General features: G+C 54.4%; 21 protein-coding genes. 10 read left to right on the top strand and 11 right to left on the bottom strand.

What is annotated here, in order from left to right:
• Nucleotides 1-324: 324 nt before the first annotated feature.
• The 4 genes from HV832_RS16860 to HV832_RS16845 all read right to left on the bottom strand — a co-directional run bounded on the left by HV832_RS16860 (nucleotide 325) and on the right by HV832_RS16845 (nucleotide 1,631).
• Nucleotides 325-519 (bottom strand): hypothetical protein, encoded by a 195-nt coding sequence (locus HV832_RS16860; protein WP_176805216.1) that lies wholly within the window; start codon nucleotides 517-519, stop codon nucleotides 325-327.
• Between the two features lie 60 nt (nucleotides 520-579).
• Nucleotides 580-1,071 (bottom strand): glycine zipper 2TM domain-containing protein, encoded by a 492-nt coding sequence (locus HV832_RS16855; RefSeq protein WP_176805214.1) that lies wholly within the window; start codon nucleotides 1,069-1,071, stop codon nucleotides 580-582.
• Nucleotides 1,072-1,139: 68 nt separating this feature from the next.
• Nucleotides 1,140-1,307 (bottom strand): hypothetical protein, encoded by a 168-nt coding sequence (locus HV832_RS16850; protein WP_176805212.1) that lies wholly within the window; start codon nucleotides 1,305-1,307, stop codon nucleotides 1,140-1,142.
• Nucleotides 1,308-1,370: 63 nt separating this feature from the next.
• The gene (locus HV832_RS16845; RefSeq protein WP_176805210.1) at nucleotides 1,371-1,631 is read right to left on the bottom strand and encodes a hypothetical protein; all 261 of its coding nucleotides are present in this window, start codon (nucleotides 1,629-1,631) and stop codon (nucleotides 1,371-1,373) included.
• A 412-nt stretch (nucleotides 1,632-2,043) separates the two neighbouring features.
• Here HV832_RS16845 and HV832_RS16840 point away from each other — a divergent pair, with 412 nt between their 5' ends.
• Nucleotides 2,044-4,167: a TonB-dependent receptor plug domain-containing protein gene (locus tag HV832_RS16840; RefSeq protein WP_176805209.1), complete on the top strand. Its 2,124-nt coding sequence runs from the start codon at nucleotides 2,044-2,046 to the stop codon at nucleotides 4,165-4,167.
• Between the two features lie 2 nt (nucleotides 4,168-4,169).
• On the opposite strand, the gene HV832_RS16835 is transcribed toward HV832_RS16840, so the two are convergent.
• From HV832_RS16835 to HV832_RS16825, 3 genes are all read right to left on the bottom strand, one after another.
• Entirely contained in the window at nucleotides 4,170-4,442 is a 273-nt protein-coding gene (locus HV832_RS16835) for a hypothetical protein (protein ID WP_176805206.1), read from the bottom strand.
• A 13-nt stretch (nucleotides 4,443-4,455) separates the two neighbouring features.
• Nucleotides 4,456-4,635 carry a hypothetical protein gene (locus HV832_RS16830; RefSeq protein WP_176805204.1) on the bottom strand — a complete coding sequence of 60 codons (180 nt, stop codon included), beginning with the start codon at nucleotides 4,633-4,635 and terminating at the stop codon, nucleotides 4,456-4,458.
• Between the two features lie 475 nt (nucleotides 4,636-5,110).
• A complete protein-coding gene (locus tag HV832_RS16825) occupies nucleotides 5,111-8,077 on the bottom strand; it encodes a Tn3-like element ISPa38 family transposase (protein ID WP_003100881.1) in 2,967 nt (988 codons plus the stop codon).
• A 158-nt stretch (nucleotides 8,078-8,235) separates the two neighbouring features.
• On the opposite strand from HV832_RS16825, the gene HV832_RS16820 reads away from it, so the two are divergent.
• The 7 genes from HV832_RS16820 to HV832_RS16790 all read left to right on the top strand — a co-directional run bounded on the left by HV832_RS16820 (nucleotide 8,236) and on the right by HV832_RS16790 (nucleotide 11,507).
• Nucleotides 8,236-8,526 carry a nucleotidyltransferase family protein gene (locus HV832_RS16820; RefSeq protein ID WP_001247892.1) on the top strand — a complete coding sequence of 97 codons (291 nt, stop codon included), beginning with the start codon at nucleotides 8,236-8,238 and terminating at the stop codon, nucleotides 8,524-8,526.
• On the top strand, nucleotides 8,523-8,909 hold the full coding sequence (locus HV832_RS16815) for a HepT-like ribonuclease domain-containing protein (protein WP_003100872.1): 387 nt from the start codon (nucleotides 8,523-8,525) through the stop codon (nucleotides 8,907-8,909). The genes HV832_RS16820 and HV832_RS16815 overlap by 4 nt, the downstream gene beginning before the upstream one ends.
• Before the next feature lie 236 nt (nucleotides 8,910-9,145).
• On the top strand, nucleotides 9,146-9,502 hold the full coding sequence (locus HV832_RS16810; protein ID WP_003465043.1) for a cupin domain-containing protein: 357 nt from the start codon (nucleotides 9,146-9,148) through the stop codon (nucleotides 9,500-9,502).
• A 254-nt stretch (nucleotides 9,503-9,756) separates the two neighbouring features.
• Nucleotides 9,757-10,083 carry a hypothetical protein gene (locus HV832_RS16805; protein WP_003100858.1) on the top strand — a complete coding sequence of 109 codons (327 nt, stop codon included), beginning with the start codon at nucleotides 9,757-9,759 and terminating at the stop codon, nucleotides 10,081-10,083.
• The gene (locus HV832_RS16800) at nucleotides 10,080-10,511 is read left to right on the top strand and encodes a hypothetical protein (protein WP_425330331.1); all 432 of its coding nucleotides are present in this window, start codon (nucleotides 10,080-10,082) and stop codon (nucleotides 10,509-10,511) included. The genes HV832_RS16805 and HV832_RS16800 overlap by 4 nt, the downstream gene beginning before the upstream one ends.
• A gap of 73 nt (nucleotides 10,512-10,584) precedes the next feature.
• A complete protein-coding gene (locus HV832_RS16795; protein WP_003100853.1) occupies nucleotides 10,585-10,956 on the top strand; it encodes a hypothetical protein in 372 nt (123 codons plus the stop codon).
• Entirely contained in the window at nucleotides 10,950-11,507 is a 558-nt protein-coding gene (locus HV832_RS16790) for a recombinase family protein (protein WP_003100847.1), read from the top strand. The genes HV832_RS16795 and HV832_RS16790 overlap by 7 nt, the downstream gene beginning before the upstream one ends.
• A 54-nt stretch (nucleotides 11,508-11,561) precedes the next feature.
• On the opposite strand, the gene HV832_RS16785 is transcribed toward HV832_RS16790, so the two are convergent.
• Nucleotides 11,562-11,882: a type II toxin-antitoxin system PemK/MazF family toxin gene (locus HV832_RS16785; RefSeq protein ID WP_176805203.1), complete on the bottom strand. Its 321-nt coding sequence runs from the start codon at nucleotides 11,880-11,882 to the stop codon at nucleotides 11,562-11,564.
• Nucleotides 11,876-12,127: an AbrB/MazE/SpoVT family DNA-binding domain-containing protein gene (locus HV832_RS16780; protein ID WP_176805201.1), complete on the bottom strand. Its 252-nt coding sequence runs from the start codon at nucleotides 12,125-12,127 to the stop codon at nucleotides 11,876-11,878. The genes HV832_RS16785 and HV832_RS16780 overlap by 7 nt, the downstream gene beginning before the upstream one ends.
• Nucleotides 12,128-12,305: 178 nt before the next feature.
• On the opposite strand from HV832_RS16780, the gene HV832_RS16775 reads away from it, so the two are divergent.
• Both HV832_RS16775 and HV832_RS16770 read left to right on the top strand, forming a co-directional pair.
• The gene (locus HV832_RS16775; RefSeq protein WP_223827393.1) at nucleotides 12,306-12,692 is read left to right on the top strand and encodes a LexA family protein; all 387 of its coding nucleotides are present in this window, start codon (nucleotides 12,306-12,308) and stop codon (nucleotides 12,690-12,692) included.
• Between the two features lie 9 nt (nucleotides 12,693-12,701).
• On the top strand, nucleotides 12,702-13,973 hold the full coding sequence (locus HV832_RS16770) for a Y-family DNA polymerase (RefSeq protein ID WP_176805197.1): 1,272 nt from the start codon (nucleotides 12,702-12,704) through the stop codon (nucleotides 13,971-13,973).
• Nucleotides 13,974-14,026: 53 nt separating this feature from the next.
• Here HV832_RS16770 and HV832_RS16765 read toward each other — a convergent pair whose 3' ends face one another.
• Both HV832_RS16765 and HV832_RS16760 read right to left on the bottom strand, forming a co-directional pair.
• Nucleotides 14,027-14,278, bottom strand: coding sequence for a hypothetical protein (locus HV832_RS16765; RefSeq protein ID WP_176805195.1), 252 nt, complete (start codon nucleotides 14,276-14,278; stop codon nucleotides 14,027-14,029).
• A gap of 12 nt (nucleotides 14,279-14,290) precedes the next feature.
• Nucleotides 14,291-14,506 carry a hypothetical protein gene (locus tag HV832_RS16760; RefSeq protein WP_176805193.1) on the bottom strand — a complete coding sequence of 72 codons (216 nt, stop codon included), beginning with the start codon at nucleotides 14,504-14,506 and terminating at the stop codon, nucleotides 14,291-14,293.
• Nucleotides 14,507-14,555 lie beyond the last annotated feature (49 nt).

The following is a 14,555-nucleotide window of genomic DNA, read 5'->3' as shown; positions in this document are numbered from 1 at the left end:
TCCCCTGCCTAAAGGCAGGGGAGGATGTCAATTTCCTCTGTCTCATTAAATGAGATGTTAATTCTTGTCGCTCCGGCGCGTCGCGAGTTCTGCAGCAATTCTGAGATGAACTTAGATTTGTCGGTGAAGATACTGCCCAGTTTTTGGTATAACTGGCTTTCGTTGGTTTTGAGGGAAATAGTCGATGGTGTCTCAATCATTTGCAGCATGATGGTTCCTTAAAAAAAAATCCCTTGCGGGATAAGTATGTTGTGAGGTGTGTATTGCGGTGTTTGTCGAAAGAATCACTGAGATTTGCCTTTGGCAAATCTCAGATCTGGTTGCTTACCTGCGCATTAACCGGGCAAATGCCGAATCAAGGCGAGATAAAATTTCGTAGTAGGTGAATTTGATTTTTGCTTTATTCCAACCCTGAGCAATGAAGTAGCGAACAACACTCTCTACGACGAGTGCAATACCCAGAATTAAAACAAAACCAAAAACTGAAAATAAGCCAGGAATGGCTGTCAAGATATTCATAGCTGCTCCATGAAAAAAAAGGGACGCCAGCTGGCATCCCTTTGTGAACAAGAAAACGTATTACTGTGGATCGACCGAAACCAGAACGCGAACAACCTGGCCCGGATCATAAGAAAACCGCTTACTACCCTGACGGCCGTTATATTCGTAGGTCACCAGATACCCGGTCAATTGCGAAGTGGCATTGTTTTGGCACAAAGCGTAATTCGTCCGTTGCAACGAAGGCTGACTGTCTTGACGATTGTCCAGACGATCGCCTGTCAACGCGCCGACGACACCACCGAGTGCTGCAGCTGCAATACGGCCATTACCACCACCGATTTGTGAACCCAATAAAGCACCTGCAACGCCACCGAGCAAGCCACCGGTATTGTTGCGTGAGGATTCAGTCTGCGATGACTGTTGCTGGATATTGCAGTCAGAACTGGATTGTTGATACATGGGTTGTACATTGACGACCCGGGCTGTGTCATAAAACTGACCAACTTGCGCAAAAGCTTGAGTGAAGCAAAAGGCAGTCATGGCCACTACTAATTTGAGTGCGTTTTTCATAGAAATCTCCAAAGAAAAAGAAAAAACTCCGCAATCCATCGGACTACGGAGTTTTGGTTTGAATCAACTTATCGCTGGCCTGTAATGTGGCTACTGGATAAATAGGGGTGTGGGTTCCGGATTTTTTTGTGGTCTTGTTTGATGCCGGCAAAGCAGCACAGTCCAAGCACCACTGAAACAATCGCGGTGATCAGTTGCGTTGAAAGCAAAATGATCGCTAAATTACTGAGTTCCATAATGTCCTCAAGAGTGTTTGAGTTAATCAATTCGACGGGGAATTTAATCAAGCCAAAAACACATCAGGAGGTGTCATGTCCGGTTCTTGAACGGGTGCTGGTGCTGTCATGATCGACATCATCAAAACAGCTGACCAATACCTTGATAAGCAACAGTAATGCGGTCAGGGCAAAACACCCTAATGCCACAAACATGCGCTCATGCAATTCCTTCAAGAAAATGCTGAAAAGCAACGACGTTGGTGATACCAGAGCAATCAGTTTGTCGATTGCGCGGATCGCTTCAGTGCGAGCTTTTTTGTTGAATGAAAAATGAATTTTCATGGTTTCTCCTTTAAAAAATGCAGAAACCATCCCCTAGGGAAAGATCCCTGCGGGGTTAAAAATTTCATTTGAATACTTTCGTTGTGGTACCCGTAACTAGGCTTGCTACTGGCAGCAGCAAGAATAAAAAAACGGGAAAAGTCTGGAAGTGAAACAGATTAAGTTGCATCACAAGAATTGTGATGAACCCAGGGTTTTTGCGCCGAAGCGGTGACAGACCAGAGCGGTCCGTAAAACGATGCCAGTTACCTGACTAAATTAGAAATATCTTACAGGATATTTAAAATATTTTGTCAATTTTCGTTGCGTTTTAGTGCGAAAGTGCAGAAATCTATGCTCTTGTCATATTCCACACGTATGATGATTCCCGTATTTTAGAATTTTGCGTAAATCTTCAAGGACGTTCGATTTCATGCGCGTGTCTGACCGACTTTCTTTTTTTGCTGTTGTGTTGTTTTCAGTTGTTTCCACTCTCGCAGTTGCAGACGACGATACCGAGTTACAGACAATCGGCTCTGTTCTGACGCCGACCCGTATTCGTCAAACCGTGGACAACGTGCCGGCCAGTGTGACCGTGATCACATCCGATATGCTGACCGCATACGGTATTCTGAATGTTCCCGATGCGTTGCGGCTGGTGCCTGGCATGACGGTGACTCAGGTTACCGGGAATGATTACAGAATCAATTATCATGGTACAAATATTCTGGTACCGCGCAGGATGAACGTATTGGTCGATGGCGTTTCTGCCTATGGATTAAGTATCGCCAACGTTGACTGGGCATCCTTCCCTATTCCTTTGGAAGATATTGAGCGGATCGAGATCACCCGCGGTCCGGATAGTTCCGTGTACGGTTCCAACTCCATGCTGGCAGTCATTAACGTTCTGACAAAAAAATCTAAAAATTCCCCGAATGCCTTAGCCAAAATTGTTCTCGGTAAAAACGATACCTACCACGCTTTGTTTCAGATGGCAGGCAAGCCCAATTCCGCTTCAGCCTATCGTTTATCCTTTAGTCACGAAGGAAATGACGGATTTGACCGCGTATCAACCTCCCCGGTTGCACACAACAATACCCGGATCAACCGGCTCAATGCTCGTTACAATCTGGATCTTTCAGCATCTGAAAATGTCGAATTGCAGGCAATGGTTATGCAAAGCGATCTGGAAAACGCCTACGTGGATTCAAGTCAGATTTCCTATCCGGATATCGTGGGCCGCACCTTTACCGTCAACGGTATCTGGAAAAAAGCATATTCAGAAATTCATGAGTTGCAAATCCAAGCCTATGCAACCAAACACATTCATCAGCAAAATTGGCGGAGTTGCGTGCCCTCGGTATTTTTACTTCCTTCCGTTTATCAGTTGTATGCTGCTAACCCCGCTTTTGTACAGGCATTACTTGCTGGCCGGCCACCCTCTGCCCCGTTATCGAGTGCCGATGCGATGCTCTACGCACAGGTGAAAAATGATGTGATGCAATTGGGGCGGCAGGCAAGACAGCCAGTTTGTCTCAACACCAACCAAAACCTGGATGAATTGAGGACTGACATTGAAATTCAAGATAACTTGTATTTTTCAGATCAGCTGAGAATGGTCAATGGCGTGGGTTTTCGATTTAATCGAGTGGACAGTCCAACTTACCTGAAGCAGATGCAAAGTAATCAGACCTGGCGCGTATTTTCAAATGTGGAATACAGCCCGATCGCGCAATTGAGCTGGAATTCGGGAGCCTTTTTGGAAAAGGACGAACTGACCGGCGTAGCCCTGTCACCACGGGTGGCCATGAATGTCCATCTTACCCCCCAACATACCATCCGATTCATTGTTTCCAAAGCGGTCCGGATGCCCGATATGCTGGAACAACGCGCTAACTGGGCGTACCCGACCAGTCAGTACAGTATGCCGGTCAATGGCGTGACTTCCGGATACTTTTATCGTTCTGCCGTATCACCGCAGAATCTCGTTGGCGAGAAAATTTTGTCGCGGGAAATCGGTTATTTGGGTAATTTCCCGGATATGGGGCTGATGATAGATGCCAAGATTTTCCGGGACAGAATGTGGGACCTGATCTCGGAAAAGCTGCAGAACAGTGATTTTCACCCTACCAATCACGGACGCAATGACTTATCGGGTGTGGAACTTCAGGTGAATTACCAACCGAATAGCAGCAACAGTCTAAATATTGGCCTGAGCAAAATTCAAATGGGTAGTAATAATGTGATCGAACTGAGTCAATATGCTCCCTACAGTGGTTTCATCGCTATGTACCACCAGTTGCAACAGGGTTATGAATTGGGTCTGAAATTCGAACGTAGTTCCGGCAACGATAATGGTCTGAGTTACTACGGTCGGGCCGATATCACGGTGTCAAAAACATTGCGTCTGGAGTCCGGTAAGCGCGTGCGCTGGTCAGCCACTCTCGCCCGTTTGCAAAACAATGCGACTACGGCATTCAGTAATTTTGGCTTGGTCAGAAAAAGCAATTTTGACAGTAATGTCCAGTTTTACTCATCCTTGCGTATGGAATATTAATACTATTCGGTGTCGCTTGAATGATCGTCCAGCCAGTTCATCTTGGATAACTTAAGACGCTGTGTAGGCGACATCGCTGCAAGCAGTTCAGCCAATTGAATTGCATCAGTGTCGCCCGATGCCTTAGCCTGTTCAAGCAACTCATCGGCCCAATGTTGCTCATTGTTCCCATCGTCCAGAATGATGTGGAACAGGCCGCCGCACTCGTTGCCAGGTTTCGAGTACCATTCTTTAACTACTGGCGTCACATCAGGAATGGTTGGTTTCCGCAGCATGATATTTTTCCTTTCAGGCTTCCAATTTGCGAACGTGCCACATTCCACTTTTGCGCGGCAAGCCATCGGTGCTCACCAGTTCAGCGAGACGACGCGCCGGAATGTTGCGGATTTCGCTGACGCGATCAGCAGGCCCTCGCCAAAATTCATCATTTCCGAGAATGTCGTTTTTGACTTCCACCACAATAATCATGATTATTTTCCTCGAATTTCTTCTTATGTTTTAGAGTTCGGCTTCTTGGCAAACCGGTCTGCAAGCGCAGACCACACGACAGTAATCACAGCAATCAGCATCGCGGCACGAACACCAACCTGATCGCCGCGCAAAACTTCGACCGCTCCAGCAATTAGTGTACTGACATAGATGACATTGCGTATTCTCCTAAAAAAATGCTCATTCGATTTTCCTGATTACACGGCCTGAGCCGCTGTTGCGTTCATCAATCCTGCTACCTTATCAGCGTTGACAGTAGTCAGTGTCTCGGAACAGTGATTGCAGCCGAGAAAAAATATGCAGTCCACGTCATCAGTGCGCAAGCGTCCTTGCTGAACATCTGACCGGATGATGATAGACGTTTTCCATTCAAGATCTGTGCTGCCGCACTCTCTGCATTCTGTGATTGACATGTGATTCAGGGGTCGTCTCAGAAAACGGAAAATAAAGCACGCTAAGCCGGTTGCAGCGGCCGTAGCGGCCTGAACTTGCCCGCGCCGATCTTGGCGCTGCTGCGCCAGAGGTAATCGCCGGTCAGGTTGATGTGCTCCCAGCCGAGCGGCGACAGGTACTGCAACAGGCCGTCATCGACGGCTTGACCGTGGCCACGCAAGGCGTTCGCGGCCCGCTCCAGATAGACCGTGTTCCATAGCACGATGGCCGCCGTCACCAGGTTGAGGCCGCTGGCCCGGTAGCGCTGCTGCTCGAAGCTGCGGTCGCGGATTTCCCCCAGGCGGTTGAAGAACACGGCGCGGGCCAGCGCGTTGCGCGCCTCGCCTTTGTTCAGCCCGGCATGCACGCGGCGGCGCAGCTCGACGCTTTGCAGCCAGTCCAGGATGAACAGTGTGCGCTCGATGCGTCCCAGCTCACGCAGGGCGACGGCCAGGCCGTTCTGGCGCGGGTAGCTGCCAAGCTTCCTGAGCATCAGCGAGGCCGTCGCCGTGCCCTGCTTGATCGAGGTGGCCATCCGCAGGATTTCATCCCAATGGGCGCGGACGTGCTTGATGTTGAGCGTGCCGCCGATCATCGGTTTCAACGCCTCGTAGGTGGCATCGCCCTTCGGGATGTAGAGCTTGGTGTCGCCCAGGTCACGAATGCGCGGGGCGAAGCGGAAGCCCAGCAGGTGCATCAACGCGAAGACGTGGTCCGTGAACCCTGCCGTGTCGGTGTAGTGCTCCTCGATCCGCAGGTCGGATTCGTGATACAGCAGGCCGTCGAGCACGTAGGTCGAGTCGCGCACGCCGACGTTCACGACCTTGGTGTGGAACGGCGCGTACTGGTCGGAGATATGGGTGTAGAACGTCCGCCCTGGGCTGCTGCCGTATTTCGGATTGATGTGGCCGGTGCTCTCGGCCTTGCTGCCGGTGCGGAAGTTCTGGCCGTCCGACGATGACGTGGTGCCGTCGCCCCAATGCTCGGCGAAGGGATGTCGGAACTGCGCGTTGACCAGCTCGGCCAGTGCCGCCCCGTAGGTTTCGTCGCGGATGTGCCAGGCTTGCAGCCAGGCCAGCTTGGCGTAGGTCGTGCCGGGGCACGATTCCGCCATCTTGGTCAGGCCCAGGTTGATCGCGTCGGCGAGGATCGTGGTCAGCAACAGGTTTTTGTCCTTGGCCAGGTCGCCTGACTTCAGGTGGGCGAAGTGCCGGGTGAAGCCCGTCCATTCGTCTACCTCCAGCAGCAATTCGGTGATCTTGACGTGCGGTAGGATCATCGCCGTCTGGTCGATCAGGGCCTGTGCGGTATCGGGCACCGCCGCATCGAGCGGCGTGATCTTCAGGCCCGACTCCGTGATGATGGCGTCCGGCAGCTCGTTGGCCAGCGCCATGCGGTTGACGGTGGCGAGCTGCGTTTCCAGCAGCGTCAGCCGGTCATGCAGGTACTGGTCGCAATCGGTGGCCACGGCCAGCGGCAATTCGCTGGCCTGCTTGAGGCTGGCGAATTTCGCGGGCGGCACCAGGTAGTCCTCGAAGTCCTTGAACTGGCGCGAGCCTTGCACCCAGATGTCGCCGGAGCGCAGCGCGTTCTTCAGCTCCGACAGCGCGCACAGTTCGTAGTAGCGCCGGTCGATGCCGGTGTCGGTCATCACCAGCTTCTGCCAGCGCGGCTTGATGAACTCGGTCGGCGCGTCGGTGGGCACCTTGCGGGCGTTGTCGCTGTTCATGCTGCGCAGCACCTCGATGGCGTCGAGTACGTCCTTGGCGGCGGGCGCGGCCCGCAACTTGAGCACGTCGAGAAATTCCGGCGCGTAGCGGCGCAGCGTGGCGTAGCTCTCGCCGATGCGGTGCAGGAAATCGAAGTCCTCGGGTTGCGCGAGCCGCTGCGCTTCGGTGACGCTCTCGGCGAAAGCATCCCAGGACATGACGGCCTCGATGGCGGCGAACGGATCGCGGCCCGCTTGCTTGGCCTCGATCAGCGCCTGGCCGATGCGCCCGAACAGCCGCACCTTGGCATTGATCGCCTTGCCGGATGCCTGGAACTGCTGCTGATGCTTGTTCTTGGCGGCATTGAACAGCTTGCCCAGGATGCGGTCATGCAGGTCGATGATTTCGTCGGTGACGGTGGCCATGCCCTCGATGGCGAGCGCCACCAGGGTCGCGTAACGCCGCTGCGGCTCGAACTTCGCCAGGTCGGCGGGCGTCATCTGGCCGCCCTCGCGGGCGATCTTGAGCAGCCGGTTCTGGTGAACCAGCCGCTCGATGCCGGAGGGCAGGTCGAGCGCCTGCCACGCCTTGAGGCGTTCGATGTGTTCCAGCATGTGCCGCGAGTTCGGTTTGACCGGGGATTGCCGCAGCCAGGCCAGCCACGTCGTCTTGCCGTTGTCGCGGCGCTTGAGCAGATCGTCGAGGCGACGGCGATGCACGTCCGTCAGCGGCTCAGCCAAGGCGTCGTAGAGACGCCGGTTGGCGCGGGTAATCGCTTCGGCGCTCGCCCGCTCGACGGCGTTGAGGGCGGGCACAATGACCGACTGCCGCCGCAGGTGCTCGATCAAGGCTCTGGCCAGCACGATGCCCTTGTCGGTTTGCATGGCCAGCTCGGTCAGCAACTGGACAGCCTGCCGGTAGTGGCCAATCGTGAACGGCTGGAAGCCGAACACCGTTTGCAGCTCGACCAGGTGCTCGCGTCGGGTCTGCTCACGCTGCCCGTACTCGTCCCAGCTTTCGATGCCGACCTTGAGCTGGTTGGCGACCAGTCTCAGCAATGGCGGGAACGGTGGCTCATCAGCGCCAAGGATGACGCCGGGAAAGCGCAGGTAGCAGAGCTGCACCGCGAAGCCCAGCCGATTGGCCGGGCCGCGCCGCTGCCGGATGATGGAGAGGTCGCTTTCGCTGAACGTGTAGTGACGGATCAACTCATCCTTGGTGTCCGGCAACGCCAGCAGGCTTTCGCGCTCGGCGGCGGAGAGGATCGAACGGCGGGGCATGCGGTTTCCTTCTTCTTGAAAACGTAGGTTTGTGACAAGCCCGCCAAGGCAACCGGCGCGGCACGGGAATCAAGGCATTGCGATTCTCGAAAATAGTTCTTGAAATTCTATTCTTGATTGCATATCATCTCAACGAGTTTCGATAAGAAAGGATGCGCATGCGACCGTCTGTTGTGCTTGACATGAAGCGAAGCGCAGTGCGTGAAGCGGTAGGCCGCTTTCGCGCCGCGAACCCGCGCGTCTTCGGCTCGGTGCTGCATGGCACCGACCGGGATGGCAGCGACCTCGACCTGTTGGTCGATGCGCTGCCCGGTGCCACGTTGTTGGACTTGGGCGATTTGGAAGAAGAACTGAAATCGCTGCTCGGCGTTGACGTCGATCTGCTGACTCCCGGCGACCTGCCGCCGAAGTTCCGGGCCAAGGTGCTCGCGGAGGCGCAACCGATATGAGCGAGAACCGCCTGCCCGATTACCTCGACCACATTCAGCAGGCCGCAACCGATGCGCGCAGCTTCGTGGAAGGGATGGCCAAGGACGACTTCTTGGCCGACAAGCGCACCCAGCAGGCCGTCATCATGAGCCTGATCGTCATCGGCGAGGCGGCCACAAAGGTGATGGATGGCTACGTCGAGTTCACCCAGGCGCATGCCGACGTGCCGTGGCGCAGCATGCGCAATATGCGTAATCGCATGGCTCACGGCTATTTCGACATCAACCTCGATGTGGTGTGGGAGACGGTACAGGAATGGCTGCCGGCGTTGCTCCAGCAATTGCCCGCCGTGCGTCAGGATGCCGACGATGAAGACCGTAACGACAAAGGCATGGAGCCATGACCAATCAAGCCGCCGATGTTCGGCCCCTCTGGCGTGTTCGATCCCGCGACCTATGAGCCGCGCTCGGGCAAGACCTTCTGGATGGCCGCAACGGACGTGAGTTCGCTGGTGGGCAAGGAGGCAGCAGCCGACACGCTCATCGGCAACTGCACGACCGCACGACCAGCCTCCCGTTCAAATTCGAGTTAGAATTCATATCCAGCCTGTCTGGGGGCACTGTGAAAGAGGGATCTCCGATGACTGTTGAATCGAGAATATTTTCTGTAGCCGAGTATGTTCAGCCGTCCGAAGGCGAGCCTATTCGTTCCGTTGTGCTTGAAACCCGAGACTCAATTATCGTGGTTTGGCATGTCCATCCCGGGCAGGAAATTGCGGCTCACATTCATCCTCACGGCCAAGACACGTGGACTGTTTTGTCGGGAATGGCTGATTACTTTCAGGGCAATGGGATTGTTCGTGCCCTCAGGGAAGGTGAGATAGCCGTGGCAAGACCGGGCCAAGTGCACGGGGCGCGAAATACAGGTACCGAGCCATTTGTGTTCGTCTCGGTTGTGGCATCAGCCAATGCCGGTTTCGTATTGGCTGAGCGATAGAGCCCAATCTCTGGAGTTGGTCCAATGAGCGGTCGGGGAGATAGGTAACAGACATGCAGCGGACACGGCTGCTAAACCAGGTCGCAAACCTCCTTGCGTCGCAGCGTGCCGCAAGCGACGCGATCAATCGAATGGGGTCGGCATGAGACTGAACACCATCCAGTTCCCGACCGCGTAGCCGCCTGTCCTGCCGATCAGGTCTTGACCATCGACGCCTGGGATCAGTCCTGAATGTTCTTGGAGACCACTACGTTATGAGCCGCAGCCGCCGCAAAACACCCATCGTCGGGCACACGACCTGCGGCAGCGAGCGCGAGGACAAGAAGCTCTGGCATCAGCGCTGGCGCACCCGTGAGCGCACGGCGCTGACCAGCGCGTCGCCCGAAGCCCTGAGCGCCCATCTGCCCCTGCTGGAAAACCAGGCCAGCAGCGTCTGGTCGATGGGCAAGGATGGCCGCTCCTACTGGCCCGTCAAGCGCCAGGCCGCCACGGCGGATCGCATCGCCAATCACAAGGGACGCAACCCGCAAGAACGCGCCTCCCTGAAAAAGCGCCTGCTGCGCAAGTGGATGAGCAAATGAAGCTCTCCTTCCATCAGCACATTGCGCTGTTCTGGATGATCGGTGCTCCGGGCGTCTTCGCGCCCGTGATCGAGAACGCCAAGCGGCCCGATGCCGGCGCCGTCATGGCGTGGGGTGTCGCGATCGTGGCGGTGATGATCCTCTTCACCCCTTTGCTGCTGCGCTGTCCACCATTCCGGCGCTGGTATGGCCGGACGGATGCGCTGTCGGAGCGGCAGCGCCAGGCGCTTGCCGAGCGCGGCCTGCGCCGCTACTACCAGACCGCTTTCGATGACGGCTACGTGCCCCGCGTGATGCCCTACGTGTGGCGCATCATCTGGACGGTCGGCGGGTTGATGGCTGTGACCGCCGTACTGCCTACCAACACCGGACGACCGGACGGCCAGCCTTCGATGCCTTGGTGGTCTTCTCGACCTGGTATCCGATAGGCGTGATGCTGCTGGTTTTCGCGTCGAGGCCCCTTGGCCGGTTGATTCGCCAAAGAGCACAGGAGCGGCGGAAATGAGCACGTCAACCATCGAGGCGCTGGCCAGCGCCTGGGCAAGGATTGCCGAGGAAGCGGAATTCCCCGCTGACTACGAGGGGACTGCCACACCACAAGCGCATCGGGCTAGCGAAGCTATTCAGGAGCAGATTCGGGAGCGCATCGTCGCCACCAACGACATGCGGCTGTTCAGCCTGCTGCACCTGCTGGGTCAGGCGTCGCTGCGCATGGAGCAAGCGCTGTGGCCGGAGGATTACGAGCGGATGACGCGCGAGGTTGAGGAAGCCCTGCGGCAAGCCACCGACGCCAACGCCAGATCGTACACCCACGAAGAAGTGATGCAGGCGATGCAGGAACGCATCGACCGGGCGCGAGACAAGCCATGTTGATTGGCTATGCGCGCGTCTCGACGCAGGATCAGAACCTGGAGCTGCAACGCGAAGCCTTGAGCAAGGCCGGATGTAAAAAGGTCTTCGAGGACAAGGTGAGTGGCACGCGGGCAGACCGGCCTGGCTTGGCCAAGACGCTCGAAATGCTGCGCGAAGGCGATACTTTGGTCGTCTGGAAGCTCGACCGGCTGGGCCGGTCGGTCAAGCAACTGGTCGATCTGGTCGGCGATCTGCACAAGCACGGTGTCCAGTTCAGGAGCCTCACCGACTCCATCGACACCGGCACACCATCCGGGCGGTTCTTCTTCCACGTCATGGCGAGCCTTGCCGAAATGGAGCGCGAGCTGACCGTCGAGCGCACCCGCGCCGGGCTGGAAGTCGCCAAGCAGCTCGGCCGCAAAGGCGGCCGCAAGCCGAAGATGACCGACAGCAAGATCGAGTCGGCCAAGAAGCTGCTGGCCAGCGGGGTGCCGCCCAAGGACGTGGCCAAGAACCTCGGCGTGTCCATTCCGACGCTGTACCGCTGGGTGCCAGCCTCCACGCACGCTTAGCGTGCTTTATTTTCCGTTTTCTGAGACGACCCCATTCACGGCGTTTTCCTTCGATTACTCAACAAAAACTTCTTGCAGGATCAGCAGAGTGTCAGTCAACGTTTGCGCTGTTACGCTACCCATTTTTTTTACTAATCTTGTCTTGTCAACTGACCGCATCTGATCCAGCAGAATGAGTCCCTTCTTTTTTTCAAACGTCACCGGAATACGAAACGGCGCTGGCTTATTACCCGTCGTCATTGGCGCGATCAACACCGTTCGCAGATGGTCATGCATTTCTGGAGGCGATACGACGACACAGGGACGTGTTTTCTGTATTTCACTTCCAACGGTAGGGTTAAGATTAACCAACCAAACCTCCCCCCGCACTACCATACCAATTCCTTATCTTCTTCGTTAGAGAATTCTGGCATCACCAACTTATCATCACCAGCCGCAGCAATAGTCTTGCTAAATTCCGCCCAGCCATCACGCGGTTTTTTTGCCAGTTTGCGAATGACGATGGCATCGTTTTCTATATCAATATCCACGTCGCCCATCTCCATGCCTATCTGGGTAAGGAAAGGCTTAGGGATCAAAACTCCCTGTGAATTACCCATTTTTCGAATTGCTGTTTTCATAAACACCTCAGTTATTACTATGTTAGTACAGTTAAAATTCAATGTCAACACAATGTTATTACAAAACAGCGTATTTGTCTCCCTTTCCATCTACTACTTCCAATGAGATACAATACTGAATGTATATACAGTTAATATTATGAATTTTCCCATTCCTTACCTACCAGGTGAAGTGTCGATGACGCTCATTGAATGCGCTGTCCACGCTGGCTTTCCCTCCCCGGCAGCGGACTATGCGCAAAGCCGAATTGACCTCAATCGCCATTTGCTGATCAACGAGAACGCATCTTTTCTGTTTCGAGTTTTAGGTGAATCAATGACTGGAATTGGAATCTATGACGGCGATACGCTGATTGTGGATCGCTCCATCACTCCTGCCCATAATCAAATCGTGCTCGCCGTAATCGATGACGAATTTACGGTTAAGCGGTTATACCGACGCGGCCAGGATGTCCGGCTGATCGCAGAGAATCCGGCTTTCCCTCCGATAATTCTCAAAGAAGGGCAGGAACTGCGTATTTGGGGCGTGGTGACGTTTAATTTACACCGGCTGCTGAATGTGTGAGGCTTCGCTATGCATGCGCCAAAACGCTCTATAGGGTTGATAGATTGCAATAATTTTTACGCAAGTTGCGAACGCGTTTTCCGGCCTGATCTCAACCATCAACCGATCATTGTGCTTTCGAACAACGACGGCTGCGCGGTCAGCCGTAGCAATGAGGCGAAGGCGCTAGGTATCAAGATGGGTGTGCCGCTGTTTAAGATTAGTGACCTGGTGCGCGAGCATGGCGTCCACGTCTTTTCGTCTAATTACCCGCTGTATGCCGATATGAGTAACCGCGTGATGGCGATCCTGCGCGAGTATTCACCGGTTCAGGAGGTGTACAGCATCGATGAGTGTTTTTTGGACTTAACTGGCTTTCACGACATTGACCAGCGTGCGCGACAGATACGAGACCGGGTTTTCAGGGAAACATCAATTTCAGTCTGTATAGGAATTGGTGCCAGCCCAACCCTTTCCAAACTTAGCAATTTTGTGGCAAAAAGGCATCCCCGGTCGCAAGGTGTTTTTAATTTTAATCTGCTCAACAATAAGCAACAGGAATCCGTCTTAAAGAATATTCCTGTGGAAGAAATTTGGGGCATCGGTCGGCAGCTGACCAAAGCGCTTGATGTTATTGGTATCCAGACTGCTCTGCAGCTGCGGACTGCGGATATCAGCAGTATGCGCAAGCGTTTTGGCATCGTAATGGAAAAGACAGTCCGGGAACTTCGCGGTGAAGCCTGTATCGAACTTACTGAAAGCGCCCCGGCCAAACAGCAGATCATTACGTCACGCTCATTCGGCCAGCCAGTCACAGAAATCGAAGAACTGCAAGATGCACTGGCACACTTCATTAGTACCTCAGCACGCAAGCTACGCGCACAGCATTCCTGTGCTGCGCTGCTGCAGGTTTTCATCATGACTGACCGCTTCCGGGAAGACCAGCCGCAATACTGCCCAAGTCTGGCTCTGCCACTGATGACACCAACTGCCAGCAGCATGACGTTGCAGCGGTACGCGGTCGCAGCGCTGGCCGCTATGTTCCGTCCAGGCTATTGCTACAAAAAAGCGGGGGTGATCCTCAGCGAGATTTTCCCTGAAACGCAGTTCCAGGGCGATATGTTTGCCGGTGCGCCGGATGATCCTTCGCTGATGGCGACTCTCGATCAGATCAATGCGCGATTCGGGAAGGGAACACTGAAACTCAGTCAAGACGGCTCGCGCCGTTCCTGGCAGATGCGCCAAGATCGGAAGTCGCCTGAATACACGACCAATTGGGCGGAATTGCCGGTTTGCCGGTAAAGTGACGTTGGCTCAATATCGTGTGAGGTGACTATGTGCGTCAACTATTTTCCCTAATGTTTAATCCCACGCCGGCCAAGCTCTGCCACGCCCTCGGCATCACGCTTCTTCATTGCCGCGATCCATTCTTTGCGACTCATGCTGCCACGATTGACGTGCTTGGCAAGCTCGTTTGGATGGCGCTTAAATGCCGCCTCCAGCTGTTCGCGGCTCCAGTACGACATTGGGCGCTGCACGTAGTCATCCGCGAACCAGTAGATGACGCCTGCGGCAACCAGCACAATCAGTCCAGCCAAACAGTCCATGAATTTTCCAGGTTATTTGCGTGACTTGCGTTCGGCCACGTTTTTATTCATCTTTGCCAACAATTCTTCTGATTGCTTTTTGACCGCTGAAGCCGAAGGTGAACGTAAGCGCCGGATGAATTCTGCACACTCGCTGGGAAAGTATTTCAAGGTCAGGATAACAATCACTGCAAACACGATGAACCCAGCGATAAGGCTATAGGCTTGGTTAATTTCCATTCTGAACATTTTATTTTCCCTTAATCAGAGGGTCGGCCGGGATTCATGTAAAAATATT

The sequence above is a fragment of the Cognatundibacterium oligocarboniphilum genome, from assembly GCF_013377855.1.
In the GTDB taxonomy this organism is placed as follows: Bacteria; Pseudomonadota; Gammaproteobacteria; order Burkholderiales; family Burkholderiaceae_D; genus Undibacterium; species Undibacterium oligocarboniphilum.
Note: the sequence above shows the minus strand (reverse complement) of the source record. Positions and strands in the feature narration are given on the sequence as shown.

Excerpts from the sequence above, each read along its gene's own strand:
- HV832_RS16850 (WP_176805212.1), bottom strand. The coding sequence starts at position 1,307 with ATGGAACTCAGTAATTTAGCGATCATTTTGCTTTCAACGCAACTGATC.
- HV832_RS16845 (WP_176805210.1), bottom strand. The coding sequence starts at position 1,631 with ATGAAAATTCATTTTTCATTCAACAAAAAAGCTCGCACTGAAGCGATC.
- HV832_RS16765 (WP_176805195.1), bottom strand. The coding sequence starts at position 14,278 with ATGGACTGTTTGGCTGGACTGATTGTGCTGGTTGCCGCAGGCGTCATC.
- HV832_RS16785 (WP_176805203.1), bottom strand. The coding sequence starts at position 11,882 with ATGGTAGTGCGGGGGGAGGTTTGGTTGGTTAATCTTAACCCTACCGTT.
- HV832_RS16795 (WP_003100853.1), top strand. The coding sequence starts at position 10,585 with ATGAGCACGTCAACCATCGAGGCGCTGGCCAGCGCCTGGGCAAGGATT.
- HV832_RS16815 (WP_003100872.1), top strand. The coding sequence starts at position 8,523 with ATGAGCGAGAACCGCCTGCCCGATTACCTCGACCACATTCAGCAGGCC.
- HV832_RS16835 (WP_176805206.1), bottom strand. The coding sequence starts at position 4,442 with ATGCTGCGGAAACCAACCATTCCTGATGTGACGCCAGTAGTTAAAGAA.
- HV832_RS16810 (WP_003465043.1), top strand. The coding sequence starts at position 9,146 with ATGACTGTTGAATCGAGAATATTTTCTGTAGCCGAGTATGTTCAGCCG.
- HV832_RS16790 (WP_003100847.1), top strand. The coding sequence starts at position 10,950 with ATGTTGATTGGCTATGCGCGCGTCTCGACGCAGGATCAGAACCTGGAG.
- HV832_RS16805 (WP_003100858.1), top strand. The coding sequence starts at position 9,757 with ATGAGCCGCAGCCGCCGCAAAACACCCATCGTCGGGCACACGACCTGC.
- HV832_RS16825 (WP_003100881.1), bottom strand. The coding sequence starts at position 8,077 with ATGCCCCGCCGTTCGATCCTCTCCGCCGCCGAGCGCGAAAGCCTGCTG.
- HV832_RS16780 (WP_176805201.1), bottom strand. The coding sequence starts at position 12,127 with ATGAAAACAGCAATTCGAAAAATGGGTAATTCACAGGGAGTTTTGATC.
- HV832_RS16830 (WP_176805204.1), bottom strand. The coding sequence starts at position 4,635 with ATGATTATTGTGGTGGAAGTCAAAAACGACATTCTCGGAAATGATGAA.
- HV832_RS16820 (WP_001247892.1), top strand. The coding sequence starts at position 8,236 with ATGCGACCGTCTGTTGTGCTTGACATGAAGCGAAGCGCAGTGCGTGAA.
- HV832_RS16800 (WP_425330331.1), top strand. The coding sequence starts at position 10,080 with ATGAAGCTCTCCTTCCATCAGCACATTGCGCTGTTCTGGATGATCGGT.
- HV832_RS16840 (WP_176805209.1), top strand. The coding sequence starts at position 2,044 with ATGCGCGTGTCTGACCGACTTTCTTTTTTTGCTGTTGTGTTGTTTTCA.
- HV832_RS16860 (WP_176805216.1), bottom strand. The coding sequence starts at position 519 with ATGAATATCTTGACAGCCATTCCTGGCTTATTTTCAGTTTTTGGTTTT.
- HV832_RS16760 (WP_176805193.1), bottom strand. The coding sequence starts at position 14,506 with ATGTTCAGAATGGAAATTAACCAAGCCTATAGCCTTATCGCTGGGTTC.
- HV832_RS16775 (WP_223827393.1), top strand. The coding sequence starts at position 12,306 with ATGACGCTCATTGAATGCGCTGTCCACGCTGGCTTTCCCTCCCCGGCA.
- HV832_RS16770 (WP_176805197.1), top strand. The coding sequence starts at position 12,702 with ATGCATGCGCCAAAACGCTCTATAGGGTTGATAGATTGCAATAATTTT.
- HV832_RS16855 (WP_176805214.1), bottom strand. The coding sequence starts at position 1,071 with ATGAAAAACGCACTCAAATTAGTAGTGGCCATGACTGCCTTTTGCTTC.